The organism is Krasilnikovia sp. M28-CT-15, from assembly GCF_047159595.1.
Taxonomy (GTDB): Bacteria; Actinomycetota; Actinomycetes; order Mycobacteriales; family Micromonosporaceae; genus Actinoplanes.
Map to the genome: position 1 here is coordinate 5,142,703 of NZ_BAAGAK010000001.1, position 24,336 is coordinate 5,167,038.

Consider the following 24,336-nt stretch of genomic DNA (forward strand, 5'->3'; position numbering starts at 1 on the left):
CGGCGGCTATGCCCAGAGCCGCAGCACGAGCGTGCCGACCAGATCGATCGGGAGCAGCAGCAGCGGGGCACCGGGCGGAAGGAAGCTGCAGGCGACCAGGATCACCACGCCCACGTTCTTGTGCTCGAACCACATCCGGTACCACTGCATGCCGTGCCCGGGCTGCTGGTAGGCGGACCAGAGCAGGCCGAACCCGTCCAGCGGCGGCATCGGGAGCAGTGCCAGCAGCCCGAAGGCCAGCAGCCCGACCGCCGCGGCGAGCACGAACTGCTCCGCGTACGGTGCGTCGATCTGGCCGTGCAGCACGTCGGACGGGTACAGGTTGTCGAGGTAGCCGAACGCGTCGGGAAAGAGGAGCCGGAACGCGAGCAGGACGAGTTGGGCGGCCACCAGGACCGTGACGGGCCCGACGGCGAAGATGGCCGCCGCACGGCCGCGCCCGCGGAAGCGCGGCACCTCGTCCACGTCGAGGATCTTGCCCCAGCCGACTCCGCCGACCGCCGCGGCGACCGCGCCGAACGGGTCGATGTCCTCGCGCGGGCGCGGAGCGACCGGCTCACGGGGTGCGGAGAGGCCGAGAGCCCGGGCGGTGATCCGGATGGCCAGGGCGCGCAGCAGGAGGCCGAGCACGAACGCGAGCAGCAGCCCCGCGAAGGCCACCGGCTGGCCGAGCGCGAACAGCACCGGGTCAGTCCCGGTCCGCTTGCGCGGCGATCACCTCGCGGGCGAGCTGACGGTAGTTGCGCGCCCCCGAGGAGGCGGGGTCGAGGGTGGTGATCGGGGCGCCCGCCACGGTCGACTCCGGGAACTTGACCGTCTTGGTGATGACGGTCTGGTAGACCTTGTCGCCGAACGCCTCCACCACCCGTTGCAGCACCTGGCGGCAGTGGGTGGTGCGGCTGTCGTACATGGTGGCCAGGATGCCTTCGAGTTCGAGGTCGAAGTTGAGCCGCTCGCGCACCTTGTCGATCGTGTCCAGCAGCAGGGCGACCCCGCGCAGGCTGAAGAACTCGCATTCCAGCGGGATGAGCACGCCGTGCGCGACCGTCAGCGCGTTGATCGCCAGCAGGCCCAGCGAGGGCTGGCAGTCGATGAGGATGAAGTCGTACTCCTTGCGCACGCTGCGCAGGGTCCGGGCCAGGGCCATCTCCCGGGCGACCTCGTTGACGAGCTGGATCTCGGCGGCGGACAGGTCGATGTTGGCGGGCAGCAGGTGCAGGCCGGCGACGTCGGTCTTGATGATGACGTCCTCGGTGGTGACGTCGTCCTGCATGAGCAGGTTGTAGACGCTGAGGTCGAGGTTGTGCGGGTTGACGCCGAGGCCGACCGAGCAGGCGCCCTGCGGGTCGAAGTCGACGAGCAGCACCTTGCGGCCGTACTCGGCCAGGGCGGCACCCAGATTGATCGTGGTGGTGGTCTTGCCGACCCCGCCCTTCTGGTTGGCCAGGGCGATGATCCGGGCCGGGCCGTGCCGGTCGGTCGGCATGGGCTCGGGGATCGGCCGGCGCATCGTGTACGCCGTGGGATCGGCCGGGCCCAGATCCGCGCCGAGGTCGAGGGAGCTCTGCTGCTCGCGCAGGGCCGTGGTCCAGGCCTCCGCCTGGTCGCCGTTGCCCGCCATGTCGTCCCGTCGCCCCCTTTCGACTCGCCGCCTGGTCCCGGGGTTGATCTTTGTTTTCCGCCGCGGGTTGGCTCAGCCGATGCTCGACTGTACGCCACACGCAGCGCCGGGCCAGGGTGAACATTCGGCGTGTCGCACCGTCGGATGCCGGGGTCAACGAGCGCGGGGATGCGCGGTCGCGTACACCTCACGCAGCCGGTCGACCGTGACCAGCGTGTATACCTGCGTGGTGGTCACGGAGGCGTGGCCGAGCAGTTCCTGCACCACACGGACGTCGGCGCCGCCGTCGAGCAGGTGCGTGGCGTACGAGTGGCGCAGGGTGTGCGGGCTGACCGCGTGCGGACCCTCGGTGTCCAGCCCGGCGCGCAGGGCGGCGCGGCGCAGGATCGCCCAGGCGCTCTGCCGCGACAGCGGCCCGCCGCGGGCGTTGAGGAAGACCTTGGGGCTGCCCTGACCGGCGGCGACCAGGGTCGGCCGCCCGCGCACGAGGTATGCGTCGAGGGCGGCGCGCGCGTACCGGCCGACCGGCACCACGCGGGTCCGGCCGCCCTTGCCGTGCAGCACGGCGGCGCTGGGCTCGCCCCGGTCGAGGTCGTCGACGTCTGCGCCGACCGCCTCGGAGATCCGGGCGCCCGTGCCGTACAGGAATTCCAGCAGCGCCCGATCGCGCAGGCCGAGCGGGCCGTCGTCGCCGCCGGTCGCGGCCAGCAGGCGTTCCACCTGGTCGACGTCGAGGGCCTTGGGCAGCCGCTTGGGCGGGGCGGGTGGGCGCACCTCGCGGCTCACGTCGTGCGCGGTGACGCCCTCGCGGGCGGCGAAGCGGTGCAGCCCGCGGACCGCGCTGACCGCGCGGGCCGCGGAGGCGGCCGACAGGCCGGGGTGGCCGTCCTCGCCCGCGCGCAGCAGCGCGAGGTGCCGAGCCACGTCGGCCTCGGCGACCGCGGCCAGGTCGGCGATCCCGGCCGCGGCCAGGGTCCGCAGGTACCGGTCGAGATCGCGCCGGTACGACAGCAGGGTGTTACCGGCCAGGCCGCGCTCCACCGTGAGGTGGTCGAGGTAGGTCCCCACCACCCGGCGCAGCGCGGCCGACGGTTGTTCGCTCAGCGCAGCACCTCGGACAGCGGCAGCACCTTCATGCCGTGCGCGTCGGCGACCGGTCCGTACACGACGTGGCCGCCGTAGGTGTTGACCCCCAGGGCCAGCGCCGGGTCGGCCTTGACCGCGTCGCGCCAGCCCCGGTTGGCCAGCTCCAGCGCGTACGGCAGGGTGACGTTGGTCAGCGCGTACGTGCTGGTGTGCGGGACCGCGCCGGGCATGTTGGCGACGCAGTAGAACATCGAGTTGTGCACCCGGTAGACCGGGTCGGCGTGCGTGGTGGGCCGCGAGTCCTCGAAGCAGCCGCCCTGGTCGATGGAGATGTCGACGAGCACGCTGCCGGGCTTCATCCGCGACACCAGCTCGTTGGAGATCAGCGTCGGGGCCTTGGCGCCGGGCACGAGCACCGCGCCGACGACCAGGTCGGCGTCGACGACCGCCTTCTCGATCTCGTACGCGTTGCTGGCCACGGTCTGCAGGTGGCCCCGGTAGTCGGCGTCGAGCGCGCGCAGCCGGGCGATGTTCTTGTCCAGCACGCGCACCTCGGACTGCATGCCGAGCGCGATCGCGGCGGCGTTCTGGCCCGCGACCCCGGCGCCGATGACCACGGTCTTGGCCGAGTACACGCCGGGCACGCCGCCCATGAGCACGCCGCGGCCGCCGCCGGAGCGCATCAGGTGGTACGCCCCCGCCATGGGCGCGAGCCGGCCCGCGACCTCGCTCATCGGCGCCAGCAGGGGCAGCGAGCGGTCCGGCAGCTCGACCGTCTCGTACGCGATGCCGGTGACCTTGCGGTCGATGAGCGCGTCGGTGCACTCCTTGCTGGCCGCCAGGTGCAGGTACGTGAAGAGCACCTGGCCCTCGCGCATCCGCCCGTACTCCTCGGCGATGGGTTCCTTGACCTTGAGCACCAGATCGGCGGTGCCCCAGACGTCGTCGGCGGTGCCGAGGATCGTGGCGCCCGCCGCGACATAGTCGGCGTCCGTGATCGAGGAGCCGTTGCCGGCGCCTGCCTGCACGAACACCTCGTGTCCGGCACGGGTGAACTCGAACACGCCGGCCGGGGTTATCGCCACCCGGAACTCGTTGTTCTTGACTTCGGTGGGAATGCCGACCTTCACGAGCCGACACCGTCCTTTCCTCAACGCTGAGTGACGTCCCGGGTCCGCTCGGTCCTATACCCGAACGGGGCTCACTCGGAGACTACCGTCCCATCCAGTGGGCGGCCGACCGCGGCCCAGGACGTCACCGCACGTCACGAGGAGACGCTGGTCAGGTGACCCTTGAGGCCCTGCCCGAGCGTGGTCGGCGACCCGGCGTAATCGCTGATCAAGGCCGGGCCGGTAACGCAGTCAGATGGCCGGGGTGTCTGCGGGCCGCAAGGTCGTCCATCCGGCGGCGCGGGCGGCCGATGCCGCCAGTACGCCGCCGACCGCGGACGCGTTCGTGATCTCCCCGCGCAACACCATCGCCACGGCCTCGTCCAGGTCTACCCGGACGATCTCCAGGTCGGCCTCCTCATCGGTACGCACATGGCGCTCCGACTCCGGCACCGCAGACAGCTCACGTGCCAGGAACAGCCGGATCGTCTCGTTGCTGAAACCCGGCGAGGTGTGCAGGTCGACCAGCAGGTCAAGGCGCGCCGCGACCAGGTCCACCTCCTCGGCCAGCTCCCGCAGCGCGGTGCGGGCCAGGTCCTCACCGGCCACGTCGCGCAGCCCGGCCGGAAGTTCCCACAACTTGCGGCCCACCGGATGCCGGTACTGCTTGATCAGCACGACCCGGTCGGCCTCGTCGAGGGCGACGACGCCGACCGCGCCCGGGTTCTCCGTGATGTCGCGGGCGGCGACACCGCCGCCGGGCATCGTCACCTCGTCGGTGAAGACCGAGAAGATCGGACCGGCGTACCGCTGGATACGGGAGCGGGTCTCGTGGCCGAACGTCGTCACGAGGCGGAAACCGTCTCGGTGGACGAGGCGTCGGCCAGCGGCTCGACCGGCAGCTCGTCGGCCGCCGCATAGTTGACCGCGGCCGCCACGAACGCGGTGAACAGCGGGTGCGGGCGGGTCGGTCGGCTCTTCAGCTCCGGGTGCGCCTGCGTCGCCACGAAGAACGGGTGGGTGTCCCGGTCCAGCTCGATGAACTCGACCAGGCGGCCGTCCGGCGAAGTGCCGGAGAAGACCAGGCCGGACGCGGCCAGCTTGTCCCGGTAGGAGTTGTTCACCTCGTACCGGTGGCGGTGGCGCTCGGAGATCTCGGTGCTGCCGTAGGCCTCGGCGACGATCGAGCCCGGCGTCAGCGCCGCCGGGTACGCGCCCAGCCGCATCGTGCCGCCCAGGTCACCCTTGCCCGCGACGATGTCCTCCTGGTCGGCCATCGTGGAGATCACCGGGTGCTGTGCCTGCTCGGCGAACTCCAGCGAGTTCGCGCCGGTGAGCCCGGCCATGTTGCGTGCGGCGTCGATCGTCATGCACTGCAGGCCGAGGCACAGGCCGAGCACCGGGATGCGGTTCTCCCGGGCGTACCGGGAAGTGTTGATCTTTCCTTCGATGCCGCGGACGCCGAAGCCGCCGGGGATGACGATGCCGTCGACCCCCTTGAGGGCCAGCGCCGCCCCGGCCGGGGTCTCACAGTCGTCGCTGGGCACCCAGCGGATGTTGACCCGGGCTTGGTTGGCGAACCCGGCCGCGCGGATGGCCTCGCTCACCGACAGGTACGCGTCCGGCAGGTCGATGTACTTGCCGACCAGCGCCACCGTGATCGTGCGACGCGGGTGGTGCACCCGCTGCAGCAGGTCGTCCCACGTGGACCAGTCGACGTCCCGGAAGGACAGGCCGAGCCGGCGCACCACGTACGCGTCCAGGCCCGCGCGGTGCAGCACCTTCGGGATGTCGTAGATGCTCGGCGCGTCCGGGGCCGCCACCACGGCCTCACGGTCGACGTCGCAGTACAGCGACAGCTTGTGCCGCAGCTTCTCCGGGATCTCCCGGTCGCTGCGGCACACCAGCGCGTCCGGCTGGATACCGATGTTGCGCAGCGCGGCGACGGAGTGCTGGGTCGGCTTGGTCTTCAGCTCCCCGGACGGCGCCAGATACGGCACCAGCGACACGTGCAGGTAGAACACCCGGTCCCGGCCGATCTCGTGGCGCACCTGGCGGATCGCCTCCAGGAACGGCAGCGACTCCATGTCGCCCACGGTGCCGCCCACCTCGGTGATGACCACGTCCGGGCGGCGACCACGGTCGTCCGGGTCGGCCATCGCGAAGATGCGTTCCTTGATCTCGTTGGTCACGTGCGGGATGACCTGCACCGTGTCACCCAGGTACTCGCCGCGGCGCTCCTTGGCGATCACCGCGGAGTAGATCTGCCCGGTGGTGACGTTCGCCTTCGCCGACAGCTCCCGGTCCAGGAACCGCTCGTAGTGGCCGACGTCGAGGTCGGTCTCCGCACCGTCCTCGGTCACGAAAACCTCGCCGTGCTGGAACGGGTTCATCGTGCCCGGGTCGACGTTGAGGTAAGGGTCCAGCTTCTGCATGACGACGCGCAGTCCGCGTGCGGTCAACAGGTTACCGAGGCTGGAGGCGGTGAGGCCCTTGCCCAGCGAGGAGGCGACGCCTCCGGTGACGAAGATGTGCCGCGTCTCGCGCACTGCTGCTGCCAAGGCCTGCTCCCGTGGTCATCTGAGGCGGTCACGCGGACCTGAAGTCCGCGGGCCGGCGATGATCAGGAACCGATCATCCACGGGATTCCAGGGTAACACCATCGCGGTCGCACGGACGTCCGGGCTGGTCGGGCACGAACGTGTCACCGGGCGCCCACTCGGCGCAATACCGGATCGGGTGGCGCGAGTCCCGGACCGCCCGGACCGTCCGTCTCGCCGTCGGCCCGGGTCCGGTCCGCCGCATGGTCGAGTACGCGCAAGGCGACCAGCACCGCGGTGGGCACCGCCGTGGCCGCCGCGGCTCCGGCCACGGCCAGCGCGGAACCGCCCAGCACCCCGGCGATCAGCGTCGCCACGACCGCACCGGCGGTGGCCGCGCGCACCGCCGGGTGCAGGCCGAAGAGCCGGTTCAGCCCGCCCCACGGCGAGTACCGGCAGAACGCCAGCATCAGCCCGCCGACCACCGCCAGCACCGTCAGCGGGCTGTCCAGCAGCGCCTCGCCGTTGGCGGCGGCCGCCCGCTGCACCGCGGGGCCACCCGCACCGTCGGCCAGGGCGCTGAGGAAGCGGCCCAGGCTGCCCTGCTCGAGGGCGGGGCGGCGCAGGTCCACCGCCGCGAAACCGATGGTCACCACCAGCCCGGCGAACGCCGCCCAGGCGAAACGCGGGAAGGTCAGCCACCCGCCGGTGCTGATCGCGGCGGCGACGCACACCCCGGCGGTCACCGCGATCGCCCCCACCGGGTCGGCCCCCAGGTACGGGCTGCCCACCATGACCACCGCCACGCCGCCGACCAGCACGACGATCACCGGGCGCCACGGCCGCCGTACCCATTGCGCCGCGCAACCCGCGGCGACCAGCGCACCGGTCACGAACACGCCGAGCCCGACGCTGCCCACCCCCGCGTACCGGTTGCCCAGCACGGTCGAATACCCCGCGACGCCGTTGAGCTGGAGCCGCGCGCCCGTGAGCAGATCCACGCCGACCACCGCGGCGCCGATCGCCGCGACCGCGCCCAACGGCCACAGCGTGCGGCCATAGCGTGGCGAGATCCGCACAGCGACCGTGCCGATCGCCGTGAACACCGCCGTGACCAGGCCGAACACCAGCCCGGGATGATCGGCACGCCACCACGGCACGGTGTCGGCCAGCAGCGCGGCCGGGATGGCCAGGGCGCCCACGATCAGCGCGGGCTCCGCGATCGCCAGCCACCGGCGCGGCACCCCGGCAGGGCCGGTCGGCCCGGCATGCCGGCGGGCCCGCACCAGCATCGGTACGGCCAGCGCGAACAGCAGCAGCTGAACGGCGGCGAGCACGGTGAAGAACCTCCCCGCCACCCGCTGCTGAGCACCCGCCTGCCGGTCCGCGTCGCGGCGCCCGCCCATCGCGGCGGCCAGATCGGCGGGCCGCCCCGGCACCGACGTGACACTGCGCCCGGTGAACAACTTCTCCGGCTGCGGGCGGCCAAGCGCCGCCAGCACGGTCGGCGCCAGGTCCACCAGCTTCAGATACCCGTCGCGGCCCGTGCCCGCCGAGGTCAGCCAGCCCCCGGCCCAGCCCGGCCCTTCGACGATCGCGACGTGCAGCCGGGACGTGGTGTCGGTGTCGGAGACGCCCGCGACCACGACCAGGGAACGCTCCGGGCGCGCCGCCACGACCTTCGCGAGCGCGGCGTCGGCGCGGGCCACGGCGGCCTGTCGCGCCGCCCCGGTACCGGTGATCGTGCCCAGGTCGACGACGCTGAGCACACACGACGACAGCAGCGCATGCGGGTCGGCGGGCAGCACCGGCTCGTACCGGTCCACCCGGCCGAACGGTCGGGCCGCGGCCACGGCGGCACCCGGTCCGACCGCCACCGAGCAGCGCACCGACTCGGCCAGCGCCCCGGGCACCGCCCCGTACGGGGAGTGCTCGGCGTTGTCGTCCACGACGGAACGCTGCTCGGTCAGGTTCGCGCCCAGGTCGTCCGGGCGGGTCAGCGCGGGACTCAGCGGCGGGCAGGAGCCGGTGACCCGCCGACCTCCCCACGCCGCGTAGTTGCCCGCGCCCAGGGTGAGCCAGCCGTCGACCGGGCAGGTGGTGCGGTTCCCGCTGCGCACGGACAGCCAGCCCACGGAGCCCCGGACCGCCTGCTGCCACAGCGCGGGCGTCCGTTGCGGATCGAGGTCGTCCCAGCGCAGGCCGGGAGCGCCCGCCACGATCACGTAGTCGGCGCGGGCCTGCGCGGCGCCGGTGGCCGGGCGCACGGTCAGCCCGGCCACGCTGGCCGCGGCGGCCAGCACGACCAACAGGTACGGCAGCCACGACCGGAGCCGCCGCCGGGTCACCCCGATACGGCGCAGCCAGGCACGGGGGCGGCGGAACCGGATGTTCTTCGCCGTCACCCGCGCCCCGCCCGGCTGTTCGCGGTCACCGACGCGTACGCGGCGCGCACGTCCGCGACGGTGTCCTCCTCGCTGGGCCAGGTGGCGGCCCGGCGGGGACCACGCTGTGCCAGGTCGGCGCGTCGCTGCGGGTCGGCCAGCAGGTCCCGGACGGCGATGTCGAGTGCGTCGACGTCACCGGGCGGTACGAGCACCCCCGCGTCGCCCACCAGCCCGGGCAGGCCGCCGACGGCCGTGGCGACCAGGGGCACCCCGGCGCGCAGGGCCTCCTGGGCGAACAGCTGGCGGGCCTCCCAGTCGCTGGTGACCACCGCGAGGTCGGCACCGGCCAGCAGATCGGCCACGTCGGTGCGGTGCCCGAGCAGGAAGAACGGGGCCCGTTTGGCGCTGGCACGCTGGGCCAGGGGCATGTAGCTGGGGCCGGACCCGGCGACCACGACCACCGGGGCGGGGTCCAGATCACGCCACCGGGCGGCGGCGTCCACCAGCAGGTCGTACCGCTTCTGCGGGTGCAGGCGGCCGACCGACAGGATCAGGGGGCCGCCCGGCTTGAGCCGGAACTCCGCGCGTACCTGTGTCCGGGAGCGGCGGGCCGACGCGGCCTGCGGCGCCGCGACCGGGCCGAGCCGGGCCTGCCGGGCGCCCACGGCGGTGGCCCGGGCCACCAGGTCCTCGGAGGCGCCCAGGGTCAGCTCGGCGGCGCGGGCCACGATCCGCTCGACCAGCGACGACGCCTGCCCCCGCAGACCCCGGGCCAGGACGGCGTTGTGCCAGGTCACGACGAGTGGGACCCGGGGCCGGGCCAGCGCGGCGACGAAACCGGCGCGCAGGCCGTGCGCGTGCACCACGTCGACGTCGTGCTCGGCCAGCGCCCGCCGCAACGCCCGGATCGCCCCGGAGTCCTGCGGGCCCGGGTTGGCCGGGATCTCGACGGGCACGAAGTCGGCACCCGCGGCGGTGAAGCCGAACAGTTCGTCGGTGGCCGCGGGTCCGCACACCAGCACCGGGCAGCCGGCGGCGACCAGGCCACGGCTGAGGGAGGCGACGTGGCGACCGATTCCGCCGGTGCTGGAGGCCAGCACGAGGGCGACCGGCCCGCACCAGTCGCGGGTCGCGTCCGTCATGGCGTGTTCCTCCCGTTCGGCGTCGCCCCACGTCGGCGCAGGCGACGGGCCAGCGTCGCGACCAGGGGCCGGACGTCGTGGCGGTCCAGCGGGTACGCCACCGCGACGAACCCGGCCACCAGCACGACACCACCAAGAATGCCCTGCGTCAGGCTACGGACGCCGTCCGGCGCCGCACCGAGAGCGTGGCCGACGCCCTGTGACGCCGCCCACGCGACGAGTCCAGCGGCGACCGCGGCCACAATACCGACACCCGTGGCGCGCGGCAGCCCCGCGAGCGCCGCCGCGCCCGCGCGTCGCCGTACCGCGGCCACGAGCAGCAGGCCGAGCACGGTCATCCCGACCGTGTTCGCCAGGCCGAGGCCGAAAACCCGGTCCCGGCCGGGCAGCACGGCCCACAGCGCGAGCGCGCTCACCGCGGCGACTCCCCAGCCCGCCGCGGTGGCCAGCGCCGCCGCGGCCGTGGCGCCCCGGGCGTACAGGGCACGCGACAGCAGCGCGAACAGCGCGTACCCGAGCAGTCCGGGCGCGAAGCCGACCATCCCTGGGGCGGCCCCGTCCGCGTTGAGCAGCGAAGCGGCCGGTACCGCCAGCGCCGCCAGCGCCGCCGCACCCAGGCAGGCCAGCAGCACCACCTTCCGGGCGGTACGCGACAGTGTGTCGGCGTACCCGGTCTCGTCGCCGCGCGCGGCGGCGGTCGCCAGGCCGGGATAGACCGCGGTGGCCAGCGGCACGGCCAGCACGGCCCACGGCAGCAGGAACATCGTCTGGGCGGACATGTACAAGGTCAGCGGGCCGTGCACCGCCAACACGACGACCGTGGCCACCATGATCTGCTGCGCGCCCACGGTCACCGCCCCGGCCCAGCCCAGGCGCACCGCCTGGCGCCCCTCCCCGCCGGGGAACCGGTACCGGGGCCGCAGCCGCAACCGCAACCGGTGTAGCGGCACGACAAGGCACAGCGCCAGGACCACCACGCCGAGGGTGGTGCCGATCGACAGGGTCAGCTCACCGGGGCGGCTCAGCCCGGTCAGGTCACTGCCGGCGCCGTCCACGGCGGCGTAGGTCAGGTACGCGGTCATCACGGTCACGCTGGACAGCAGCGGGGCGATCACCGGCCAGGCGAAGCGGTGGTGCGCCTGCAGCACCCCGGTGAGCACGATGCCGATCCCGTACAGCGGCAGCTGGGGGGCGAAGACGCGCAGCATGCGGGCCGCGACGACCTGGTCGGTGGCGGGGATGTCGAGCAGCCCGGCGATCGGTCCCGCCGCGAGCGCCACCGCGAGAGCGAGCGGCACGAGCAGGGTCAGCGCCCAGGTCAGCAACGCGGACGCGACCGCGGTCACCCGGGTGCGGTCCCCGTCGGCCACGGCACCGGCCAGCAGGGGAACCACGAGGCTGGCGAGGGCGCCGCCCGCCACGATCTCGAAGACGATGTTCGGGATCATGTTCGCGGCGTTGTAGACGTTGGCCAGGCCGTCGTGGCCGACGGTGTGCAGGAAGACGAACGTACGGCCGAAGCCCGCCAGCCGGGCGACCACCGTGAGCAGCGTGATCACCGCGGCGGCCCCGGCGACCCGGCCCATCGCGGCGGGCCGGGCCCAGCTCGCCCGGCCGTCGCCGGTGTCCGCCTCGTCCTGCGCCGGAGCCTCCGCCGACCCCGGCCCGGTGGCCCGTTCGGGAACCCCGGCCTCAGGCGGAAGGCTCACGCGGACGGGGCGCGGCGGCCGAGCTCGTCGAGCCGGCGCAGCCACGGGGTGTCCTGGATGACCTTGGTGAAGCTGACCTTCTCGCTGGCGGCGGTCAGCCCCGCGATGGCGGCCAGGGCGACCGCCCGGCCCGCGGGCCCGGTGCGCGCCGCGAGGGCCACCCCGAGCAGCGCGCCGAGCGCGTTGGCGCCCGCGTCGCCGAGCATGATCTCCTCCCCGAGGTCCGCGGGCAGCAGGGCCGCACCAGCCCCGAGGGTGCCCGCCGCGACCGCCCCGCCCGGTCCCACCGCCAGCGGGGCACCGATCAGGGCACCGGCCTTCAGCGCCCGGCCGGGGCGCAGATCCAGCAGGTTGATCAGGTTCGCCGTACCGGCGATGACACCGGCGCCCAGCAGAACGTCGGCACCGCGGCGCAGCGCACCCGCCCTGGCGCGGCCGGGGTGCGCCCGGACCCGCGGGTCCGCGGACAACAGCGTGGCGGCGGCCAGCCCGGCCGCACCCACCCCGATGATCTTCACGACGCCGCTGGTGACCCGACCCTCCCGGAGCGCGGCGAGGTGACCGGCGAAGCCCTTGGCGGCCTTCTGCTCCGGCCGGGCGCCGACCACGTCGTCATAGGCACCGACGGCGCCACAGGTGGCCCCGGCCACCAGCGCGGCACCCGCGACGGCCGGGCCGGGCGCACCGAGCGCGGCGCCGAGGGTCGCCCCGGCGGCGAGCGCGGGCCCCCCGGCGAGGCTCACCGTGCGGCCGTGGAAGTTGGTACGGTCCAGCTCGCCCGCGCGCGGATCACGGCGGATCCAGGCCAGCGCGGCCCGAGCGACGATCGCCCCGGTGCCCAACGAGCGGACGAACCGTGTGGCCATGATGTCGATCTCCTGACTCCGCCGGTCCGGGGGAAGGACCGGCGACCGGGTAACGAGTCTAGGGAGCCCGGGCTACGCCGCCGTCTTCGGCACGAGGGAGGTCGCGCCCGCGGCGAGGCCGTACTGGCCGATCTTGCCGCCGGTGATCCGCTCGATGAGCGTCAGCACGGTGGCCAACTGGCCCTGCACGCTGCTGGCGTTGTCCACGGTCGAGATGCGGCGCACCAGGATCGGGTCACCGCGCACCTCGGAGACGAGGTTGCCGTCCCCGCTGCCGTTGCCCGCCACGACCAGCGGCTTGTCCTTGACGAACTGGTTGGCCAGCATCACCGCGGAGGCGCTCTTCTTGGCCGCGTCCTTGTCGACCGGGGGCAGGCCGGAGATCACGACCGTGGCCTCAGCCCCGCCGACGGCCCCGTCCTCGACCGCGATGTAGCCCGGCCCGGAGTACGCGGCGAGCACCGCGGTCAGGTCGCCGGCGGCCACCTCGGGCGTGCGCTGTTGCAGGGCGAGCGCCAGCAGGGCGCTGGAGGTCTCCACGCCGTCGCTGTTGAGCGGCAACCGCGCGACTCCGATGGTCGGCTGCGAGGCGCGGTTGGCGAGGTCGAGCAGTTCGAGGCTGTTGGCGGGGTCGAAGAACTTGTCCTGAACGGTGATCTTGGCGGTGACCTTGGCGCCCGCGACGGTCAGCATGGTGACCACCCCGTCGACGTAGTCCTGGCTGCCCGGCAGCGCGACCACGAGCAGCCGGCGGCCGGTCAGCTTGCCGCTGATCAGGGCGGGCGCGACCTCGTTGGCGAAGTCCTGGCTGCGGTTGAGTTCCTCGCGGTACTGGTTCGCCTGGGACCGGTAGTTGCCGTTGTCCTTGCTGAGCGTGGTGACCTGGTCCTTGAGCTTGTCCGCGACCGGCCCGTTGAGCGCGGCGGTGCCCACGACCAGACCGATGGCCAGCGCGAGGAAGACCGCGGTGAGCGACACCACGTGGTACCGGAAGTTGATCACGCCTTGAGCCTCTTGGTCATTCGGGGGTCAGAAGAGGTGTCCCAGCTGGAACACCAGATTGTCCCACCACTCGGACACCACGGCGAGGTACGCCTTGCCGACCGTGGACACCGCCACGGCCGACGCCATGGCCGCGACCGCGGACAGTACGAGCAGCAGCAGTGCCGAGCCGGAGATGTTCTGCCGGTACAACCGGCTGACCCCCTTGGCATCGACCAGTTTGCCGCCCACCTTGAGCCGAGTGAGGAAAGTCGACGCCATGCCCCCGCGGCCCTTGTCCAGGAACTCGACCAGATTGGCGTGGGTGCCGACCGCGACGATGAGCGAGGCGCCCTTCTCGTCGGCCAGCAGCATGGCCAGGTCTTCGCTGGTGGCGGCCGCGGGGAAGGTCAGCGCGGCCACGTCGAGCTGGCGGACCCGGTCCAGCCCGGGCGCCCGCCCGTCCGGGTACGCGTGCACGACCACCTCGGCGCCGCAGCGCAGCACGTCGTCGGTGACCGAGTCCATGTCCCCGATGATCAGGTCGGGGGTGTACCCGGTCTCCACCAGCGCGTCCGCGCCACCGTCGACGCCGATCAGCACCGGCTTGAACTCGCGGATGTAGGGCCGCAGCACGTCCAGGTCGGCCTTGTAGTCGTAGCCGCGCACGACGATCAGCACGTGCCGCCCGGCGATCTGGGTCTGTACGTCGGGCACGCCCACGCCGTCGAGCAGCAGGTCGCGTTCCTGCTTGAGGTAGTCCATGGTGTTCGCGGCGAACGCCTCGAGCTGAACAGACAGCCCCTCGCGCGCGTTCGCCATGGCGGCCGCGACCGTGGCGGCGTCCTGCCGGATGCCGGTGGCCACGACCTCGTCGTCGACCAGTACGGCGTCACCCTCGATGCTGACCGTGACGCCCTCGCGCAGGCGGTCGAACACGGTCTCCCCGAGGCCGTCGATCAGCACGATGCCCGCCTGCACGAGCACCTCGGGACCCAGGTTCGGGTAGCGCCCGGAGATCGAGGGCTTCGCGTTCAGCACGGCGGAGACACCGACAGCCACCAGGGAGTCGGCGGCCACCCGGTCGATGTCGACGTGGTCGATGACCGCGATGTCGCCAGGGCGCAACCGACCGACCAGACGCTTGGTCCGGCGGTCGAGGCGGGCGGTGCCGGTGAGCGTACCCGGTTCGACGCTCCGGGTCCGGCGCAAGGTGGGAAGTCGCATCGTGGCCATCCTGACATGCCCGATCACGCGCGCCGAATACGACATGCGCGAGATCACCACCAAAAGAGACAAACTGGCAACAATCACGCTGTGCCGCCGCGGCGCGGCGACCCATCAGCCCCGTTTCTCCTGGTCCGCGACGGCCAGCAGCTCCTCGGCATGGGCGATGCCGAGGTCGGAATCCGGCAGACCGGCCAGCATCCGGGCCAGCTCCCGGGCCCGTTCACCCTCCTCGACGACCCGCACCCCACTGGTGGTGATCGCGCCACCGGTGTCCTTGGCGACCACCAGATGCCGGTCCGCGAACGCCGCCACCTGCGGCAGGTGCGTCACCACGAGAACCTGATGGGTCCGCGCCAGCCGGGTCAGCCGCCGCCCGATCTCCACCGCGGCCTGACCACCCACCCCCGCGTCGACCTCGTCGAAGACCAGCGTCGGCGGGCCACCCGCACCGGCGAAGACCACCTCGATGGCCAGCATGACCCGCGACAGCTCGCCCCCCGAGGCACCCTTCTGCAACGGCAGGCTCGGCGCCCCCGGGTGGGCCAGCAGGCGCAGCTCCACCTCGTCCGCCCCGTCCGGGCCGGGCGCCAGCTCGCCGTTCTCGGCCCGCACCACCGGCTCGTCCCGACCGGCGACCCGGGCCAGCACCACGACCTCCACCCGGGCGTGGGGCATCGCGAGCCCGGCCAGCTCGACACTGACCTGCTCAGCGAAACGGCCCGCGGCCTGCTGCCGGGCCGCGGTGAGCCGCCCCGCCAGCTCCCCCACGGTCGCCTCCAGCCGCAACCGCTCGCGGTCCAGCTCCTCCAGCAGATCGTCGGAGGTGTCCAGCGCGGCCAGCCGGGTGCGGGCGTGCTCCGCCCAGGCGATGACCCCGTCGACGTCGTCCGCATATTTGCGGGTCAATGCCCGCAGCGCGGCCCGCCGCTCGTGGACCGCCGCCAGCCGGGCCGGGTCGGCGTCCAGTGCCTCCAGATAGCCCGACAGCTCTGACGACACGTCACCCACGAGGGTGGCCGCCTCCTCCAGGCGGGCGGCGAAATCGCCCAGCACCGGATCCACCCCCGACTGGGCGGCCAGGGTCCGGCGCGCGGCGCCGAGCAGTTGAGTCGCATCCGGGGTGTCGTCGACCGTCTCGACCCCGCCCGCGAGCGCCTGCGCGGCCAGCGCCGCCGCCGTACGCAGCCCCTCGGCGTGCTCCAACCGCTGCGCCTCGGCACGCAGGTCGTCATCCTCGCCGGGCTGCGGATCCACCCGGCTGATCTCATCCAGCCCGAGCGTCAGCAGGTCGGCCTCCTGGCTGCGCTGGCGGGCGTTGCGGCGCCGGTCGGCCAGGTCGTCGACCGCCGCGCGCCAGCGGACGAACGCCTCCCGGTACGTCTCGAGCAGCTTCTCGTGCTCGGGGCCCGCGAACCGGTCCAGCGCGGCCCGCTGCTCGGCCGGGCGCAGCAGGCGCAGCTGATCGGACTGCCCGTGCACCGCCACCACCTGCTCGCCGACCTCGGCCAGCATCGACACCGGCATGCTGCGCCCGCCGACGTGCGCGCGGGACCGGCCCTCGATGGTCACCGTCCGGGTCAGCAGCACCGTGCCGTCGTCATCGGGCTCGGCGCCAGCGTCGGTGACCCGGGCCTGCACCGCGTCGGCCAGCGGGCCGGTCAGCCGCAACCGGCCCTCGACGACCGCACGGCCCGGGTCGGCCCGGACCCGCCCGGCGTCGGCCCGGCCGCCGAACAGCAGGCCGAGCCCGGTCACCACCATCGTCTTGCCAGCGCCGGTCTCACCCGTGATGACGTTCATGCCCGCCGTCAGGCGCAGCGTCGTGTCCTCGATGACGCCGAGCCCGGTGATGCGCAACTCCTCCAGCACAGGGCAGACAGTATCGGTGGCGACCGACAATTGCCCACCGGCGTCCACGTGGATCAGCGTCGATTCCCCCGCCAGCCGTCCACCGGCAGGGCGAACTTGGCCACCAGCGTGTCCGTGAACGGCCGCGGCGCCAGCCGCACCAGGCGCACCGGAAGATCCCCGCGCTGCACGGTGACGGTCGCGCCCGGCGGCAGATCCCAGGTACGCCGCCCGTCGCAGCACATCACCGCGAACGACGTGTACGGATCCACGGTGAGCATGAGCGTCGAGGTGGGCGCCGTCACCAGTGGCTTGCTGAACAGGGCGTGCGCACTGATCGGCACCAGCAGCAGCGCCTCGACCTCCGGCCACACCACCGGCCCACCGGCCGAGAACGCGTACGCGGTCGACCCGGTAGGAGTGGCACACACCACCCCGTCGCAGCCGTAGCGCGACAGCGGCCGCCCGTCGACGTCCACGAGCAGTTCGAGCATCTGCGCCCGCTGGCCCTTCTCCACACTGACCTCGTTGAGCGCCCAGGAGTCGGCGATGAGCCGCCCGTCGTACTCGGCCCGCACGTCGAGGGTGAGCCGTTCGTCCACGGTGTACGACCCGGAGATGATGTCCCGCACGGTCTGGTCGAGATCGCTGATCTCGGCCTCGGCGAGGAAACCGACCTTGCCGAGGTTGATCCCGAGCAGCGGCGCCTTGGCCGGGCGGGCCAGCTCGGCGGCGCGCAGGAACGTGCCGTCCCCGCCCAGCGCGAAGACGATCTCCACGCCCTCGGCCGCGGCCGGGTCGTCGACCGAGATGACCCCGGCGGGCAGGTCCAGGTCGGCGACCTCCGCCGCGATGACCCGCACCTCGAAACCCGCCTCGATCAGGTCGCGGGCGACCGCCCGGGCGTGCTGGGTGCTCTGCCGGCGACCCGTGTGGGTGACCAGCAAGGCGGAGCGAGTCATGCCATCTCCTCTTCAGCCGGACGGTTCGGGCGCCGACCCGCCGGAGGCTACCCCGCCGGAGGGTCCCGCCGCGACCACCGCCCGTACGCGCTCGGCGTCGGCCGGTGGCGCATCCCGGCGGAACCACAGGAAGAACTCGACGTTTCCGCTGGGCCCGGGCAGCGGACTGGCGGTCACCCCGGCCACCCCGAGACCGAGACCGGCGGCCGCCGCCGCCACGTCCAGCACAGCCTCCGCGCGCAATGCGGGATCCCGGACCACTCCCCCCGCACCCACCCGATCCTTGCCCACCTCGAACTGAGGTTTGACCATCAGCGCCAGGTCGCCTTCAGCGCCGGTGCAGCCCGCCAGTGCGGGCAGGACCAGCCGCAGCGAGATGAACGACAGGTCCGCCACGGTCAGCTCCACCGGACCGCCGATCGCCTCGGGAGTCAGCGTGCGCACGTTGGTGCGTTCCAGGACCGTGACCCGCTCGTCGGTGCGCAACGGCCAGGCGAGTTGGCCGTAGCCGACATCCACCGCCACGACGTGCGCGGCTCCGGAACGCAGCAGAACGTCGGTGAAACCGCCGGTGGACGCGCCCGCGTCCAGGCACCGCCGTCCGGCCACGGCCAGCCCGTCCGGCGCGAACGCGGCCAGCGCGCCCGCGAGCTTGTGCCCACCCCGGGACACGTATTCGCTGCCGGGGTCCTCGCCGGTGACCACGACGGGGTCCGCGGGGTCGATCATGGCGGCGACCTTGTGGGCCACGGTGCCGCGCACCTGGACCCGGCCGGCCGCGACGAGCGCGGCGGCCTGCTCCCGGGAGCGGGCCAGCTTGCGGCGGACTAGCTCAGCGTCGAGACGAGCGCGGCGGGCCATTCAAATTCCTCGGGTACGGGTGCTCAGGGACGACGTCACGGCTCAGCGGTCGATGCTCGCCAGCGTCTCCTGCAGCACCTGATGCGCGGCCTCGTACGCGGCGATCTGCTCCGCCGGTGGAAGCTGAGTGGCGTTGTCCAGCGAGCGCAGCACGGCGTCCACGGCAGGATGTCCCGTGGTGTCCGGGCCGCCCTCGGCACCGGGCCCGGCGGCGTCCGGGCCCGGAGTGGGGCCGGGCACGGGCGGCAGCGGGTAGCCCGGCGGCGGGCCTGGCCGGGCACCACCGGGCGGCGGGCCGGGGATCGGGGCGGGTGGGACCGTCACCGGGGCATCTCCGAATCGGTCGTCCGCTCGGTTGCGGGTGCTGTGGGCTGTCCGCCGGTCGGCTGGTCAGTCGCGCGGTCCGTGGCGGGATTCGCGTTCGTGCCCTCCAGCGGCCGGAACGGGTCCGACGCCACGGCCGGGGTGTCGACCACCGCGGGCGGCTCGGGCGCGGTCGCCGGGGCCTGATTCGTCGGCACGGTGGGCGCCTCGCTTGCGGGTGGCGGGGCGTTCCTGGCGCCCGGAACCTTGGCGGGCGTGCTCTTGGCGGCGGAGCCGGCAGGCGCGGCCTTCCTGGCGGCCTTGCGGGCGGGCGGCGCAGGCGACGACGTGGTGGCGGCCGACGGCAGGGCATTCGGCATCGCCTTCTTCGCCACCGCCTTCTTGGCCACGGTCTTCTTCGCGACGGCCTTCGTCGCCACGACCGCAGGCGCTCCGGCGTCCCCGCCGACCGCCTTCGCCATAGCCTTCTTCGCGGGAGCCTTCTTGGCCACGGTCTTCTTCGCGACGGCCTTCTTCGCCACGGTCTTCTTCGCCACGACCGCAGGCGCCCCGGCGTCCCCGCCGAGGGCCTTCGCCGCAGCCTTGGTCGCGGGAGCCTTCTTGGCCACGGTCTTCTTCGCCACGACCGCAGGCGCTCCGGCGTCCCCGCCGACCGCCTTCTTGGCCACGGTCTTCTTCGCGACGGCCTTCTTGGCCACAGCCTTCTTCGCGGGCGATGCGGCGTTCGGTGCGTGGGAGCCGTCCGCTCCGGGCGCGCCACCCGCCTCGGCGGCTTCGGCCCGGGCACGCGCGTCGCGCAGCTGCCGTTCCAGATCCCGCAGGCGCGTGGTCAGGTCGGCAACCTCTTCGGCGGTGGCCAGGCCGACAAGCCCCAGGGCGCGGTCCACCTCGTAGCGCACGATCGTGGTGAGCGCCTCCCGGTTGGCGAGACCGGCGCCGACCACATCCGCCACGAGGCCCTGCAGCTGCGCTGCCGTCGCACCGCCACGGTCGATCAGCTCACCGGCCGCCTTCTGGACCTTGCGGCGCGGCTCCTCCGTCAAGCCGAGCGCCATTTCCAGATACGCCCGCCATGCGTCCTGCATGCCCGCTCTCCTCGCTCGCGGCCCCTCCATCGGGTGTCACGCTACCGGGCGGCCCCAGGCGCCTTGTGCGGTACCGTGCGGTACGCGGTGGTGTCGCGCGAAGGGAGCCCGAATGGCCAGCGTGGACGAGTGCCGGCAGGCGCTCGAGGACCTCGCCGCCCGCCTCGACGCCAATGCCGCGACCCGCGGGAAACTCGATCTCGACCGCACCCTGGCCTGCCGGATCCCCGATCTCGACGCGGCCTTCCACGGCCGGCTCGCGGGCGGACGTTTGGTCGACATCGCCGATGGAGACGACCCACGGGCGAAGATCGCACTCGTCGCGAACAGCGACGATCTGATCGCCGTCGTGACCGGCCGCCTCGACGTGACCCGGGCCGTGACGTCGCGGCAGGTCAGCATCAAGGCGAACCCGTTCGACCTGCTGAAACTGCGCAAGTTGCTATAGCGCCGTCAGCCCGGCAGACCCCAGCTGGTCAACAGCTCACGGGCCGCCTCCGAACCCGCCCGCACGTCACCGGACGCCACGCCGTTCCAGACCCGGCCGCACAGCAGACGCAGCGCGTCGACGGGTGCGCCGTCGCCGTCCAACCGGACCGTCCCACCGTCATCCGCCAGTCGCCACCCGCCGGCCGCCTCGGCGTCTGCCGGGAGCAGGCGGGCGGCTTCGGCCGGCGCGAACAGTCCCGACAGGTCCGCCGCGACGTACACCGGCCGCCGGGCCGGCGGCGCGGCCAGCAGATCCGCCGGACCGGTCACGCCGGTCAGCACGAGCAGGCTGTCCATGCCCGCGCCGACGGCACCCTCGATGTCCGTGTCCAGCCGGTCGCCGACCACGAGGGGACGCGCCGCCCCGGACCGCGATGCCGCGGCCTGGAACAACGCGGGTGACGGCTTGCCCACGATCACGTCCGGGTCGCGGTCCAGCGCGGTACGCAGCACGGAGACGAGCGAGCCGTTTCCGGGCAGTGGACCGCGCGGGCTGGGCAGCGTGCGGTCGGTGTTCGTGGCGATCCAGCGCGCGCCGCCCCGCACCGCCAGGGATGCCTCGGCGAGGATCCGCCAGCCGACGTCGGGCCCGTAACCCTGCACCACCGCGACCGGCGCGTCCTCGAGGCGTTCCACGGGCGTCAGGCCCTGCTCGCGCACCTCGGCGCGCAGTGCCTCAGCACCGACCACAAGTACGGGTGCGCCCGCGGGCAGGTCGCCCGCCAGCAGCACCGCGGCGGCTCCGGCCGAGGTCAGCACCTCATCGGGGGCCGCCGGCACACCCATGCCGGTCAGCAGGGCGGCGACGTCGGCGGCCCGGCGTGACGCGTTGTTCGTCGCGTACGCGATCGCCGTGCCCTCGGCATGCAGCGCACCGACCGCCTCAGCGGCGCCCGGAATCGGCTTGTCGATGAGATAGACAACGCCGTCGAGATCGAAGACTACGAGGTCATACCCGTCGACCAGCCGATCACTCACGCCTTCGCCCGCCCATCGTCGCCGTCCTCGTCGTTGGTCACCACGAACTCGTCATCGAGCGTCTTCTGCTCGTCGCGCCGGCCGCCGTCCGTCCCGCCGCGGCCGCCCGCCGACTCGTCCACCGCCTCAGGATCGTCGTCGAACTCCTCCGGGTCGAGGCCGGGCTCGTCGTCGTCCAGGAAGCCTTCCGGCTCGACGTCCTCGACGTCCTCGACGTCCTCGTCCTCGTCCTCGTCTTCGTCTTCGTCGAGATCGTCCGTATCGTCCTCGGCCCGCGGTTGTTCGCCGTCGGCGCCGTCGCGGTCGTCCTCGCTGTCCTGGTCATCCTCGCCGTCGTCGGCGAAGTCGACGCCATCGAGTTCCAGCAGCCGTTCCGCCGCATCGGTCAAGCCGTCCTCGTCGGCCGAGGCCGCCCGCGCGAACCACTCCCGCGCCTCGTCCCGGCGCCCGGCCGCCAGCAGCGCATCCGCGTACGCGTACCGCAGCCGCGGCACCCATTCCGCCTCGCCGTCACCGGTGAGTTCGCGCACCTGAAGCATCGCCACCGCAGCGTCGTGCTGGCCAAGGTCGCTGCGTGCCCCGGCCGCCACGATGAGCAGCTCGATCGCCCCGGGCTTGTCGAGGGCCTCTCGGTCAGCCCCGCGATACAGGTCGATCGCCCGTTCCGGGCGGCCCAGCGCACGCTCGCAGTCCGCCAGCTCGGCCAGGTGGGTCTGCCGGCCGGACATGCGATGGTACGTACGCAGCTCCGAGATCGCGGTCGCCCAGTCCCCCGCCGCGTAGGCGGCGAGACCGACGGCTTCGCGCACAGCGGCGATCCGCGACGCGAGCCGCCGGGCCGCGATCGCATGTTGCAGGGCCAGATCCGAGTCCTCGTCGATGATCTGCCCGGCTGCGACGAGATGCCGGGCGACCCGGTCGGCGACGTCACGGGACAAGCTCAGCAGTTCCGCGCGCACCTCCTTGTCGAGGTCGGACGCGGCGATGCCCTCGGGCAGATCCGGAGCCTGGAACGCCGGCTGCTGGTCGTCGTGGGCACGGAATTCCTGACCCCGGTCGTCACGGAAACCGCCATCGCGCGGGCCACGGTCCCGGTCACCCCGGAAACCACCGTCACGAGGACCACGGTCCCGATCGCCGCCGAAGCCGCCATCGCGCGGGCCACGGTCCCGGTCACCCCGGAAACCACCGTCACGCGGGCCACGGTCGCCCCGGAAGCCACCGTCACGAGGACCACGGTCCCGGTCACCCCGGAAACCACCGTCACGAGGACCACGGTCCCGATCGCCGCCGAAGCCGCCATCGCGCGGGCCACGGTCGCGATCACCCTGGAAGCCACCGTCACGCGGGCCACGGTCGCCCCGGAAGCCACCGTCACGAGGACCACGGTCCCGGTCACCCCGGAAGCCACCGTCACGAGGACCACGGTCGCCCCGGAAGCCGCCGTCACGGGGACCACGGTCCCGGTCTGGCTGGAAGCCGGAGTCACGGGGTGCGCGATCGCCGCGGAAACCGCCGTCGCGGGACCCGCGGTCCGGGCCGCGATCCCGGAAGCCACCGTCACGACCACCGGAATACCCGCCGCGCTCGCGATCGGTCCGGAAGCCACTCGCTCCACGGTTGCCCGGGCGGTCCCCGCCACGGAATCCGCCGCGGTCGTCACGCGAGAATCCACCACGGTCGCCGGTGCGGTCACGACCATCCTGGTATTCGCGATCCCCGCGGAACCCGCCGCGTCCCTCGCCCGCGGGTCGCCGGTCGCGATCGTCCCGGAATCCCGGACGGTCACCGCGATCCTGGTAGCCGCCGCGACCACCCTGGTACCCGGAGCCGCCCCGGTCCGCCCCGCCCCGGGTGTGGCCGCCCTCCCGGTCTCCGCCCCGGTCGCCCTGGAATCCACGCGGCCCTGCCTGGTAGCCGCGGTCCCGGTCACCGCGGAAACCGCCGCGCCCGCCGTCCTGGAAGCCGCCCCGGTCCCGCGGGGCTCCACCGCGGTCGCCTCGGAATCCGCCGCGGTCACCCTGGAATCCGCCGCGGTCGCCACCCCGATCACGGTCACCGCGGGAGTCTTGGCGGCCGCCGGAAAAGTCGCGACCCCGATCACCCTGGCGGTCGCCCCCACGAGGCCGATCGTCGCGGTATCCGCCACGGGCGCCGCCGTCCCGGGAGCCACCGCCCTGAGGGCCGCCCGGCCGGAAGCTGCCGCGGTCCTGTCCGCCCCGGCCACCCTGGTAGCCACCGCCCCGGCCACCCTGGTAGCCACCGCCGCCCTGGCCACCCTGGTAGCCGCCGCCACCCTGGTAGCCGCCGCCGCCCTGGTAGCCGCCGCTGTCGCGCCCGCCCCTGGTCTGGCCCCGATCGCGGTCGCCGTGGCCACGGTCGCCACCGAAGCCCCGATCCCGCTCACCGCCGAAACCGCGATCTGGCCCGCGGTCACGCGAGAAGCCGCTGCGGTCGCCGCGGCCCTGGTAGCCACCGCCCGCCGAGCCCCGACCGCCACGGTCGCGGTCGTCACGGTATCCGCCCCGTCCACGGTCGTCGCGGAAGCCGCCCCGGTCGCCGCCGCTGCTGGGACCACGATCCCGGGAACCACGGAACCCGCTCTCACCACCCCGGCCGCTCTCACCACCCCGGCCGCTCTCGCCACCCCGGCCGCTCTCGCCACCCCGGCTGCCGTGGTCGCCCCGGTTTTCGCCGTCGCGTCCGCGACTGGGCCGGCCCTCGTCGCCGCGGTGGTGGCCGCCGCCGTCCTGCGGTCCTGTCGTCACGGGTCGTTCCTTCCGATACGGCGATTCCCGCGGGGTGGCGGGTCGGCTTCAATGCTCACAAAGGCTACTCGTCGAGCGGCCGGGAACTATTTCGAGGGCGGTTGCCCTGTGGACAGGGCCTGGAACTCACAGTCCTAGCCCTGCATGCAGTGAGGGCCGCCCCTTGTTGGGGGCGGCCCTCACCATGGTTTGAGTCCGGCGGCGTCCTACTCTCCCACACCCTCCCGAGTGCAGTACCATCGGCGCTGGAGGGCTTAGCTTCCGGGTTCGGAATGAGACCGGGCGTTTCCCCTCCGCTATGACCACCGGCACACTGGCCAGCGCACCAACCCCCCACTCCTGTCTGCCCC

At 73.4% G+C, this 24,336-nt stretch carries 21 protein-coding genes and 1 rRNA gene; 2 read left to right on the plus strand and 20 right to left on the minus strand.

Features of this window, described 5'->3' with window-relative positions; translation table 11 throughout:
* Nucleotides 1-6: 6 nt before the first annotated feature.
* The 17 genes from ACMCNO_RS23620 to ACMCNO_RS23700 form a co-directional block, all read right to left on the minus strand.
* Entirely contained in the window at nt 7-684 is a 678-nt protein-coding gene (locus ACMCNO_RS23620; protein WP_412751636.1) for a hypothetical protein, read from the minus strand.
* A 4-nt stretch (nt 685-688) separates the two neighbouring features.
* A complete protein-coding gene (locus ACMCNO_RS23625) occupies nt 689-1,621 on the minus strand; it encodes a ParA family protein (RefSeq protein WP_412751637.1) in 933 nt (310 codons plus the stop codon).
* A gap of 153 nt (nt 1,622-1,774) precedes the next feature.
* Nucleotides 1,775-2,725, minus strand: a complete 951-nt coding sequence (locus ACMCNO_RS23630; protein ID WP_412753786.1) for a site-specific tyrosine recombinase XerD — start codon at nt 2,723-2,725, stop codon at nt 1,775-1,777.
* A complete protein-coding gene (gene ald / locus ACMCNO_RS23635; protein WP_412751638.1) occupies nt 2,722-3,837 on the minus strand; it encodes an alanine dehydrogenase in 1,116 nt (371 codons plus the stop codon). The genes ACMCNO_RS23630 and ald overlap by 4 nt, the downstream gene beginning before the upstream one ends.
* A 231-nt stretch (nt 3,838-4,068) precedes the next feature.
* On the minus strand, nt 4,069-4,665 hold the full coding sequence (locus ACMCNO_RS23640) for an NUDIX domain-containing protein (protein WP_412751639.1): 597 nt from the start codon (nt 4,663-4,665) through the stop codon (nt 4,069-4,071).
* On the minus strand, nt 4,662-6,377 hold the full coding sequence (locus tag ACMCNO_RS23645; RefSeq protein WP_412751640.1) for a CTP synthase: 1,716 nt from the start codon (nt 6,375-6,377) through the stop codon (nt 4,662-4,664). Before ACMCNO_RS23645 ends, ACMCNO_RS23640 begins: the two co-directional genes overlap by 4 nt.
* 143 nt (nt 6,378-6,520) lie before the next feature.
* Nucleotides 6,521-8,704, minus strand: a complete 2,184-nt coding sequence (locus ACMCNO_RS23650) for a hypothetical protein (RefSeq protein WP_412753787.1) — start codon at nt 8,702-8,704, stop codon at nt 6,521-6,523.
* A gap of 53 nt (nt 8,705-8,757) precedes the next feature.
* Entirely contained in the window at nt 8,758-9,885 is a 1,128-nt protein-coding gene (locus ACMCNO_RS23655; protein ID WP_412751641.1) for a glycosyltransferase family 4 protein, read from the minus strand.
* Nucleotides 9,882-11,594 carry a lipid II flippase MurJ gene (locus tag ACMCNO_RS23660; protein WP_412751642.1) on the minus strand — a complete coding sequence of 571 codons (1,713 nt, stop codon included), beginning with the start codon at nt 11,592-11,594 and terminating at the stop codon, nt 9,882-9,884. Before ACMCNO_RS23660 ends, ACMCNO_RS23655 begins: the two co-directional genes overlap by 4 nt.
* Nucleotides 11,591-12,460 (minus strand): hypothetical protein, encoded by an 870-nt coding sequence (locus tag ACMCNO_RS23665; RefSeq protein WP_412751643.1) that lies wholly within the window; start codon nt 12,458-12,460, stop codon nt 11,591-11,593. The genes ACMCNO_RS23660 and ACMCNO_RS23665 overlap by 4 nt, the downstream gene beginning before the upstream one ends.
* A 72-nt stretch (nt 12,461-12,532) precedes the next feature.
* Nucleotides 12,533-13,462, minus strand: a complete 930-nt coding sequence (locus ACMCNO_RS23670; RefSeq protein ID WP_412751644.1) for a copper transporter — start codon at nt 13,460-13,462, stop codon at nt 12,533-12,535.
* A 27-nt stretch (nt 13,463-13,489) separates the two neighbouring features.
* On the minus strand, nt 13,490-14,668 hold the full coding sequence (steA, locus tag ACMCNO_RS23675) for a putative cytokinetic ring protein SteA (protein ID WP_412751645.1): 1,179 nt from the start codon (nt 14,666-14,668) through the stop codon (nt 13,490-13,492).
* A 114-nt stretch (nt 14,669-14,782) separates the two neighbouring features.
* Entirely contained in the window at nt 14,783-16,540 is a 1,758-nt protein-coding gene (gene recN / locus ACMCNO_RS23680; protein ID WP_412751646.1) for a DNA repair protein RecN, read from the minus strand.
* Between the two features lie 53 nt (nt 16,541-16,593).
* Nucleotides 16,594-17,481, minus strand: a complete 888-nt coding sequence (locus ACMCNO_RS23685) for an NAD kinase (protein ID WP_412751647.1) — start codon at nt 17,479-17,481, stop codon at nt 16,594-16,596.
* A gap of 12 nt (nt 17,482-17,493) precedes the next feature.
* Nucleotides 17,494-18,342 carry a TlyA family RNA methyltransferase gene (locus ACMCNO_RS23690; RefSeq protein WP_412751648.1) on the minus strand — a complete coding sequence of 283 codons (849 nt, stop codon included), beginning with the start codon at nt 18,340-18,342 and terminating at the stop codon, nt 17,494-17,496.
* A gap of 42 nt (nt 18,343-18,384) precedes the next feature.
* Entirely contained in the window at nt 18,385-18,666 is a 282-nt protein-coding gene (locus ACMCNO_RS23695) for a hypothetical protein (protein WP_412751649.1), read from the minus strand.
* Nucleotides 18,663-19,751, minus strand: coding sequence for a phasin family protein (locus ACMCNO_RS23700; protein WP_412751650.1), 1,089 nt, complete (start codon nt 19,749-19,751; stop codon nt 18,663-18,665). Before ACMCNO_RS23700 ends, ACMCNO_RS23695 begins: the two co-directional genes overlap by 4 nt.
* A 112-nt stretch (nt 19,752-19,863) precedes the next feature.
* Here ACMCNO_RS23700 and ACMCNO_RS23705 point away from each other — a divergent pair, with 112 nt between their 5' ends.
* Complete coding sequence (locus ACMCNO_RS23705; RefSeq protein WP_412751651.1) at nt 19,864-20,199, plus strand: alkyl sulfatase C-terminal domain-containing protein; 336 nt, start codon at nt 19,864-19,866, stop codon at nt 20,197-20,199.
* 5 nt (nt 20,200-20,204) lie between these two features.
* On the opposite strand, the gene ACMCNO_RS23710 is transcribed toward ACMCNO_RS23705, so the two are convergent.
* Both ACMCNO_RS23710 and ACMCNO_RS23715 read right to left on the minus strand, forming a co-directional pair.
* Nucleotides 20,205-21,218 carry an HAD-IIA family hydrolase gene (locus tag ACMCNO_RS23710; RefSeq protein WP_412751652.1) on the minus strand — a complete coding sequence of 338 codons (1,014 nt, stop codon included), beginning with the start codon at nt 21,216-21,218 and terminating at the stop codon, nt 20,205-20,207.
* Nucleotides 21,215-22,177 (minus strand): Replicase polyprotein 1ab, encoded by a 963-nt coding sequence (locus tag ACMCNO_RS23715; RefSeq protein WP_412751653.1) that lies wholly within the window; start codon nt 22,175-22,177, stop codon nt 21,215-21,217. Before ACMCNO_RS23715 ends, ACMCNO_RS23710 begins: the two co-directional genes overlap by 4 nt.
* Between ACMCNO_RS23715 and ACMCNO_RS23720 the strand changes: the two genes are divergently transcribed.
* Complete coding sequence (locus ACMCNO_RS23720) at nt 22,121-24,124, plus strand: hypothetical protein (protein ID WP_412751654.1); 2,004 nt, start codon at nt 22,121-22,123, stop codon at nt 24,122-24,124. The two genes, ACMCNO_RS23715 and ACMCNO_RS23720, sit on opposite strands and share 57 nt — an antisense overlap.
* Nucleotides 24,125-24,179: 55 nt before the next feature.
* On the opposite strand, the gene rrf is transcribed toward ACMCNO_RS23720, so the two are convergent.
* Nucleotides 24,180-24,296, minus strand: a 5S ribosomal RNA gene (rrf, locus tag ACMCNO_RS23725).
* Nucleotides 24,297-24,336 lie beyond the last annotated feature (40 nt).

What these genes read in the sequence shown, in the direction of transcription:
- ACMCNO_RS23625 (WP_412751637.1), bottom strand. Translation starts at nt 1,621, where the DNA reads ATGGCGGGCAACGGCGACCAGGCGGAGGCCTGGACCACGGCCCTGCGC.
- ACMCNO_RS23655 (WP_412751641.1), bottom strand. Translation starts at nt 9,885, where the DNA reads ATGACGGACGCGACCCGCGACTGGTGCGGGCCGGTCGCCCTCGTGCTG.
- ACMCNO_RS23665 (WP_412751643.1), bottom strand. Translation starts at nt 12,460, where the DNA reads ATGGCCACACGGTTCGTCCGCTCGTTGGGCACCGGGGCGATCGTCGCT.
- steA (WP_412751645.1), bottom strand. Translation starts at nt 14,668, where the DNA reads ATGCGACTTCCCACCTTGCGCCGGACCCGGAGCGTCGAACCGGGTACG.
- ACMCNO_RS23685 (WP_412751647.1), bottom strand. Translation starts at nt 17,481, where the DNA reads ATGACTCGCTCCGCCTTGCTGGTCACCCACACGGGTCGCCGGCAGAGC.
- ACMCNO_RS23690 (WP_412751648.1), bottom strand. Translation starts at nt 18,342, where the DNA reads ATGGCCCGCCGCGCTCGTCTCGACGCTGAGCTAGTCCGCCGCAAGCTG.
- ACMCNO_RS23700 (WP_412751650.1), bottom strand. Translation starts at nt 19,751, where the DNA reads ATGCAGGACGCATGGCGGGCGTATCTGGAAATGGCGCTCGGCTTGACG.
- ACMCNO_RS23705 (WP_412751651.1), top strand. Translation starts at nt 19,864, where the DNA reads ATGGCCAGCGTGGACGAGTGCCGGCAGGCGCTCGAGGACCTCGCCGCC.
- ACMCNO_RS23720 (WP_412751654.1), top strand. Translation starts at nt 22,121, where the DNA reads ATGCCGGGCGACCCGGTCGGCGACGTCACGGGACAAGCTCAGCAGTTC.